General features: G+C 65.7%; 7 protein-coding genes. 3 read left to right on the top strand and 4 right to left on the bottom strand.

What is annotated here, in order from left to right:
* The coding region (locus Q3C01_RS29400) for a nucleoside deaminase (protein ID WP_458148784.1) at nucleotides 1-245 on the bottom strand (245 nt) is incomplete at its 3' end.
* A 120-nt stretch (nucleotides 246-365) separates the two neighbouring features.
* Here Q3C01_RS29400 and Q3C01_RS29395 point away from each other — a divergent pair.
* Both Q3C01_RS29395 and rsmD read left to right on the top strand, forming a co-directional pair.
* Nucleotides 366-2333, top strand: a complete 1968-nt coding sequence (locus Q3C01_RS29395; protein WP_458148779.1) for a pseudouridine synthase — start codon at nucleotides 366-368, stop codon at nucleotides 2331-2333.
* Nucleotides 2334-2888, top strand: a complete 555-nt coding sequence (gene rsmD / locus Q3C01_RS29390; RefSeq protein ID WP_458148778.1) for a 16S rRNA (guanine(966)-N(2))-methyltransferase RsmD — start codon at nucleotides 2334-2336, stop codon at nucleotides 2886-2888.
* Between the two features lie 109 nt (nucleotides 2889-2997).
* Here the strand turns inward: rsmD and mutL are convergent, their stop codons facing one another.
* Nucleotides 2998-4809, bottom strand: coding sequence for a DNA mismatch repair endonuclease MutL (mutL, locus tag Q3C01_RS29385; RefSeq protein ID WP_458148777.1), 1812 nt, complete (start codon nucleotides 4807-4809; stop codon nucleotides 2998-3000).
* A 241-nt stretch (nucleotides 4810-5050) separates the two neighbouring features.
* On the opposite strand from mutL, the gene Q3C01_RS29380 reads away from it, so the two are divergent.
* Nucleotides 5051-5368: a ribbon-helix-helix domain-containing protein gene (locus Q3C01_RS29380; protein ID WP_458148776.1), complete on the top strand. Its 318-nt coding sequence runs from the start codon at nucleotides 5051-5053 to the stop codon at nucleotides 5366-5368.
* Nucleotides 5369-5455: 87 nt separating this feature from the next.
* On the opposite strand, the gene Q3C01_RS29375 is transcribed toward Q3C01_RS29380, so the two are convergent.
* Both Q3C01_RS29375 and Q3C01_RS29370 read right to left on the bottom strand, forming a co-directional pair.
* Nucleotides 5456-7024, bottom strand: a complete 1569-nt coding sequence (locus Q3C01_RS29375; protein WP_458148775.1) for a GMC family oxidoreductase — start codon at nucleotides 7022-7024, stop codon at nucleotides 5456-5458.
* Nucleotides 7006-7593, bottom strand: coding sequence for a gluconate 2-dehydrogenase subunit 3 family protein (locus Q3C01_RS29370; RefSeq protein ID WP_458148774.1), 588 nt, complete (start codon nucleotides 7591-7593; stop codon nucleotides 7006-7008). The genes Q3C01_RS29375 and Q3C01_RS29370 overlap by 19 nt, the downstream gene beginning before the upstream one ends.
* Between the last annotated feature and the right edge of the window lie 16 nt (nucleotides 7594-7609).

The raw sequence follows: 7609 nt of genomic DNA, 5'->3' as shown, positions 1-7609 counted from the left end.
GTCACGTAGAGGTCGCAATCGACCAGCCGCTCGCTGCCGATCTTCTTGGCGGCTTCGCGCAGCGCGATGATCTCGGCATGGGCCGTGGGGTCGTGGTCGGTCAGCGTTCGGTTGGCGGCGGTCGCGATGACCTCGTAATTGCGCACCACGACGCATCCGATCGGAACTTCGCCCGATTTTCCGGCATTTTCGGCGGTTTTGAGCGCCAAATCCATGAAAGAAGGGGCTTTCATGCCTCGTATCATCGCCAGAAACCTGCTACTAGCTCCGCCTTCAGCAAGAGTGGATACCGATTTTGCCTGAGCATGCGGCTCCGAACGAGCGCGCACAATGCTCATCGCGCCACCCCCCAAGTGAGATTATTCATGCCCCGCGACAGCGACAAAGACAACGATTCCCGCGGCCGGCGTGATCGAGGCCCGTCCAAGGGTCGCACCGGCAAGCCGCGCGGCCCCGAGAAGAAGTTCGCCAAGCGCGGCTTTGCCGGCAAGGGCGATCGCGACGAGCGCCCGTCCCGTGGCGACCGCGACAGCCGCCCGTTCCGCCGCCGCGAGGACGGCGACGCGCCCCGCCGCGACTATGGCGACCGGCCGCGCTTCAAGCGCGACGACCGCGGTCGCGAGGAGCGCGGCAAGCGCAGCTTCAAGCCGCGTGGCGACCGTCCGTTCAAGCCGCGCGGAGACCGCCCGCAATTCGACCGCGACGAGCGGGCGCCGCGCGGCGAACGGTCCGAGCGGCGGTTCGACGACCGAAAGTTTTCGCGCGGCGGCTCCGACCGGCCGCGCAAGGACTTCGGCCGCGATCGCGATTTCGAAGGCAAGCGCGACTTTAGGGATCGCAAGGGCGACTCCGGAGATCGCAAAGGCGACTCTGGAGATCGCAAGCGCACCTTCGAAGGTGGGGATCGCAAGCGCAGCTTTGGCGATCGCCCGCGCGACCGTGACGATCGTCCCCGCAAGTCTTTCGGCAAGGATTTTGGCGGCCGTGAGCGCGGTGAGGATAAGCCGTGGCGCCAGCGCGACGACCGGCGGGAGGGTGGTCGTGGCGAAGATCGTCCGCGCTTCTCGCGGCGCCGCGAGGAGGGCGGTGAAGATCGTCCGCGTTTCCAGCGCTCGCGCGAGGAACGCTTTGGTGACGACCGTCCCAAGTTCGGCCGGTCGCGCGACAAGCGGCCGGAGGGCCGCATGGACTGGCAGGAGCATCCGCGCAGCGAAGGCCGCTTCCGCGACCGGCCGCGCCGCGACAACGAGGACGACGGTCAGATCTTCGCCAGGCGTCCGGCCTTCGGCGGCCGCGGCGCCTATCGCGAGCGCGATCGTGATTTCGACAGGCGGCCGCGTCGTGAGGAAGAGCCGAAGCCGAAGAAGGCCGGCGAGCGCATCGCCAAGGTGCTTGCGCGCGCAGGCCTCGCCTCGCGGCGCGATGCCGAGGAGATGGTCACGCAGGGCCGTGTCACCGTTAACGGTCGCGTGATCAACTCGCCGGCGCTCGACGTCACCCAGAACGACGTCGTTGCCGTCGACGGCAAGCCGTTGCCGCCGCGCGAGCGCACGCGGCTGTTCCTCTATCACAAGCCGCGCGGGCTGATGACGACGCATGACGATCCCGAGGGGCGGCCGACGGTGTTCGACAACCTGCCGGAAGGCCTGCCGCGGCTGATCAGCGTCGGCCGGCTCGACTTCAACACCGAAGGTCTCTTGCTGCTCACCAATGATGGCGGCCTCGCGCGCACGCTCGAATTGCCCGACACCGGCTGGCTGCGCCGCTACCGCGTCCGTGCCCATGGCGAGATCACGCAGGCCCAGCTCGATGCGTTGAAGAACGGCATCGAGGTCGAGGGCGTCAAATACGGCCCGATCGACGCCACGCTCGAGCGCGACCAGGGCGCCAACGTCTGGCTGGTGTTCGCGATCCGCGAAGGCAAGAACCGCGAGGTGCGCAACGTCTGCGCTCATCTCGGGCTCGAGGTGAACCGGCTGATCCGCGTGTCCTACGGTCCGTTCCAGCTCGGCGAGATCCCCGAGGGGCAGGTCGACGAGATCAAGTCACGCGTGCTGCGCGAGCAGCTCGGCGACAAGGTGATCGAGAAATCCGGTGCGCAGTTCGACGTGCCCTCGAAATCCGCCTCCCGCGACGACGATGCTCCGCACGAGAAGAAGCCGATGAAGCGTGCCGTGATCAATGACCGCAAGGGTCGCCGTGTGCTGGTGCAGCGCACCGGCAGCGAGGAGGCGCGGGAGCGCAACGAGATGGAAGCGAGCGGCTACGGCCCGCCGCGCCGTCCCAAGCGCGGCTATCACGGCAAGCGCGATCTCAGGCCGAAAGACGAGTAAATGCGCGTCGTCGGCGGACGATTGAAGGGGCGCAATCTCGCCTCGCCGTCCTCGCGCGACATCCGTCCCACGGCGGATCGTTTGCGCGAGTCCGTGTTCAACATCCTGGTGCACGCCTATGACGATCCGATCGAGGACGCGCGCGTGCTCGATCTTTTCGCCGGCACCGGCGCGCTCGGCATCGAGGCGGCCTCGCGCGGCGCGAAATTTACGCTGTTCGTCGACAATGGCGCCGAGGCGCGCGCGCTACTCCGCAATAATGTCGAGGCGCTGGGCTTGGGCGGCGTAACGAAGGTCTATCGTCGCGATGCAACGGACCTTGGACCTGCGCATCCCGTCGAGCCGTTTTCGCTCGTGTTCCTCGATCCACCCTATGGCAAGGGTCTGGCTGAGAAGGCGCTTGGTTCATTGCGTGATGGCGGCTGGCTGACGCCAGGTGCATTGCTGGTGGTCGAGGAAGCGAAAGCCGCGCAATTCGCCGCACCTGAAGGTTTCGAGGAACTGGAGCGGCGCGCGTATGATGACACCGAGTTCGTGTTTTTGAGGAAATCGTAGGGTGGGCAAAGGTGCGCTCTTCGCGCGCCGTGCCCGCCTCTTTTGTCGCAATCGTGGAGAGATGGTGGGCACGGCGCGTTGCGCCTTTGCCGACCCTACGACATCGGGATCATCTTCGCCCGAACAGCTTCTCGACATCCGCGAGCTTCAGCTCCACATAGGTCGGCCTGCCGTGATTGCACTGGCCGGAATTCGGCGTCTCCTCCATCTCGCGAAGCAGCGCGTTCATCTCCTCAGGTCTGAGCCTGCGGCCCGCGCGCACCGAGCCGTGGCAGGCCATGGTGGCGGCGACGTGCATCAAGCGGCGCTCCAGTGGCAGCGCCTCGTCCCACTCGGCCATGTGCTCGGCGAGATCGCGCAGGAGGCCGCCTGCATCGGTCTTGCCGAGCAGAGACGGCGTCTCGCGCACCGCGACGGCGCCGGGGCCGAAGGATTCGATCGCGAGCCCGAACGAGGACAGCTCGCGGCTGCGCGCGAGCAGCCGCTCCACCGTCGCCTCGTCCATCTCGACGATCTCGGGGATCAACAGGAGCTGCCGCTGCACACCGTTTTTCGCCAGCGACGCCTTCAGCCGTTCGTAGACGATACGCTCATGGGCTGCATGTTGGTCAACGATGATGAGGCCGTCGCGGGTCTGTGACACGATGTAGGTCTCGTGGATCTGCGTGCGCGCAGCACCGAGCGGACGATCGACCATATCGCCGACCAGCTGCGCCTCGATTCTCACATCCGCAGCCGGCGCGCCGACGTCGAAGGCCGCCTGCACGCGCTCCGCGAAAGCGGGCGCAGCGGTGCCCTCGAACGACGGCAGCGGCGCCGTCGGGGCGGATGGCGACTGCCGCCAGTCCCAGTTGCCGGGGCGCGGCGCGAACGCGGGGCGGAATGACGACAGCGCGGTGTCGCCGCTGTTGGCGGCGGTACGCCGGCCCTCGCGCGCTAGACCTTCCTTCAATCCGTGCACGATCAGCGCACGCACGAGACCAGCATTGCGGAATCGCACTTCGGTCTTGGCTGGATGCACGTTGGCGTCGACCTCGCGCGGGTCGAGCGTGACGAACAGCGCCAGCACCGGATGGCGGTCGCGCGGCAGATAGTCGGAATAGGCCGCGCGCACCGCGCCCAGAATCAGCTTGTCGCGCACGGGCCTCCCATTGACGAAGAGATATTGCCCGAGCGCATTCGCCTTTGTCAGCGCCGGGGCAGCCGCGTAACCCGCGACGACGACGCCGTCGCGCTCGGCATGAACCTCGATCGCGTGGCTACGAAATTCCGCGCCCAAAATGTCGCCGAGCCGGGTCAGCCGGCCGGCGGCGCCGGGCAGGGCAGCAGCCCAGGTGACCGGCGCGCGCTCCTCGCCGGCGAGCGTGAAGGCGATATCGGGCCGCGCCATCGCCAGCCGCCGCACGACCTCGCGGATCGCTTCGGCCTCGGTGCGGTCGGTCTTCAGGAATTTCAACCGCGCCGGCGTTGCGTAGAAGAGATCGTTGACCTCGACGCGCGTGCCGTGCGCAAGCGCCGCCGGCATGATCTCGGACCTCTCTCCGCCCTCGACCGACAGCGCCCAGGCGTGCGACTCGCTGGCGTGGCGCGTGGTGATCGAGAGCCGCGCGACCGAGCCGATCGAGGGCAGCGCCTCGCCGCGGAACCCGAGCGTTCGGATTTGCAGGAGGTCTTCGTCGTCGAGTTTCGAGGTCGCGTGGCGTTCGACTGCGAGCGACAGGTCCTTCACGGTCATGCCGCTGCCGTCGTCGGTGATGCCGATCCGCCGCCGGCCGCCGCCATCGGTGAATACGTCGATGCGGCTCGCGCCGGCATCGACGGCGTTCTCGACCAGTTCCTTGACGACGCTCGCCGGACGCTCGACCACCTCGCCGGCGGCGATGCGGTTGACGACTTGCTCTGGAAGCTGACGGACGGGCATGGGCTCGGACTTGGATTCGCTCGGGGACGGCTATCTTAAGCCGTGCTGCGTCAAAAGCATGTGTTGAGCAACGCCAATATGGCGGGCTGGGGAAGAGGGCGGTCTATCACATTGAAGACATTGGACGTTCGAAAAAAATCGCGTGCCGGCAGCGGGCCCGTCTTCTCCGTCGGTCCTGATTGTGAGCCGTGGGGTGCGCGTGTAGCATCGTGAAAAAACGGCAACAGGACGGGAGGACGCCATGTGCCATTTGTTCGCGCATCAGCCCCAACGCGATTATGAGTCCCAGACCCGCTCGCTCAGGATCGGCGGGCATTGCACCTCGATCCGGCTGGAAATGGCGTTCTGGGATACGCTGGAGGAGATCGCGGCCAAGGAGAGCATGAGCCTCGGCAAGTTCCTGACGACGCTCTACAACGAAGTCCTCGACCATCATGGCGAGGTCAACAATTTCGCCTCGCTGCTGCGCTGCTCCTGCCTGATCTACCGCTCCAAGAACGTCGTGCAGGTGCAGGAGTTCAAGGGTGCGGCCACGCGCATTCTCGATGCGGCCGAATAGCCGCATCCGTCCTTCAGGCGCGCGCAATCGCACAAACGCAAAAGCGGCTCTGTCCGGCAGGACTGAGCCGCTTCGTCATGTAGGGTATCAGATTTCCTTCTTCTGCATCGCGCCGGCGATGTAGTCCGCCTGACGGATAGCGAGCGCGACGATGGTCAGCGTCGGGTTGCAGGCCGCGCCGCTGGTGAATTGGCTGCCATCCGAGACGAACAGATTCTTGACGTCGTGGGTCTGACCGAACTTGTTGACCACGCCATCCCGCGGCTTTTCGCTCATCCGGTTGGTGCCGAGATTGTGGGTGCTCGGATAGGGCGGTGTCGGATAGGTCACGGTGGCGCCGACGGCGTCGTAGACCGCCGCACCCTGCTTGTAGGCGTGCGCTCGCATCGCGACATCATTGGGATGATCGTCGAAATGCACGCTTGCGACCGACATTCCGAACTTGTCCTTCACGGTCGGATCGAGCGTGATGCGGTTCGTCTCCTGCGGCATGTCCTCGCCGACCAGCCACATGCCGGCCATCCGAGGATAGCCGTCGAGCGCAGCGGTGAACGGCCGCCCCCAGGCGCCGGGATTGAGGAACGCCGCCATGAAGGGCAGGCCGATCGACAGCGTCTCCATCTCGTAGCCTCCGACGAAGCCGCGCTTCGGATTGTTGGCCGCCTCGTCGCGAATGATGCCGGCCATGGTCGTGCCGCGATACATGTGCACCGACTTCTCGAACACCGCATAGACGCTGCCCGTCATGTGGCGCATGTAGTTGCGGCCGACCTGTCCGCTCGAGTTGGCAAGGCCGTCCGTGAATGTGTTCGAGGCACTGTTGAGCAGGAGCCTCGGGCTTTCGATCGAATTGCCGGCGACCGCAACGATGCGGGCCTTCTGGCGCTGCATCGCGCCGGTCTCGTCGGCGTAGACGACACCGGTCACCTTGCCGCTCGCATCATGCTCGATCTTGATCGCCATGCTGTTGGGCCGGACCTCGAGATTGCCGGTCGCCTCGCCCTTCGGGATCTCGGTGTAGAGCGTCGACCATTTGGCACCGGACTTGCAGCCCTGGAAGCAGAAGCCGATCTGCTGGCACGATCCGCGGCCATCGCGCGGCTGGCTGTTGATCGCCATATTGCCGGTGTGCACGGTCTTGTAGCCGAGCTTCTTGGCGCCGGCCTCGAGCACCTTGAAATTGTTGTTGCCGGGAAGCCCGGGAATGCCGTTGGTGCGGGTTACGCCCATCTTGTCTTCGGCCTTGGCGTACCACTGCTCCATCTCCGCGAGCGTGACCGGCCAGTCGAGCAGGTTCGCACCGGGAATGTTGCCGTAGGTGCTCTTCACCCTGAACTCGTGCTCGTCGAAGCGCAGCGACGCGCCGGCCCAGTGCACCGTGGAGCCGCCGACCGCCTTGACGATCCAGGCGGGAAGATTCGGGAAGTCCTTGGCGACCCGCCAGGTCCCCGACGTGGTGCGTGTGTCCGACCAGGCGAGCTGGGAAAAGCTGTCCCACTCGTCGTTGATGAAGTCCTGATTCTCGACGCGCGGACCGGCTTCGAGAATGACGACCTTGACGCCCTTCTGTGCGAGCTCGTTGCCCAGCGTGCCGCCTCCGGCACCGGAGCCGACGATCACCACAACGCCGCTGTCGTTCAGATCGAATTTTGCCATATGCGTTTCTCCTGAACCGTTGGGTGCGACTTAAGCTTTCGATAGCCAGTCGAGCCGCGGTTGATGTAGCCGCCATGCTCGGCGGATGAGCCCTCGTAGCCGAACCGCGGCCAGACCTCTTTCTGGTTGTAGAGCGACACGATGAGGTCCCCGCGCACCTTCTGGAAGAAGTCGCTCTGCTCGATCTCCTTCAGCAGCACGACGCGGTCCGCTTCCCAGGGCACCTCGGCGTAGGGCAATTTGTGGCGGTCGCGTGAGTTCTGGTCGAGCCTGGCGATGCCGTCGCTGATGAGGGTTTTGACGGTCGGGTCCTTGGCCGCCTTGCCGTCCCATGGCTTGATCGCCGTGATGTAGTAGCTGTCGCCGAGAACGTCGTGCGGATAGATGTCGCGCGCAACCTTCAACAGCGTCTTCATCGTCGCGGGCTCCAGCGCGCTCGAGTCATCGGCCCAAGCGTTTTCGATGTTCACGCCAACGCTGGTCGCAGCGGCCACGACCGGCACGGCCGTTGCCGCGCCCTGAAGGAAGACGCGGCGACTATGCTTGCTTCGACGATCGACTTCTCTCATGGGATTCCTCCGTGAT

This window comes from Bradyrhizobium sp. UFLA05-109, from assembly GCF_054185165.1.
This window is presented reverse-complemented; position numbering and strand designations above follow the sequence as displayed.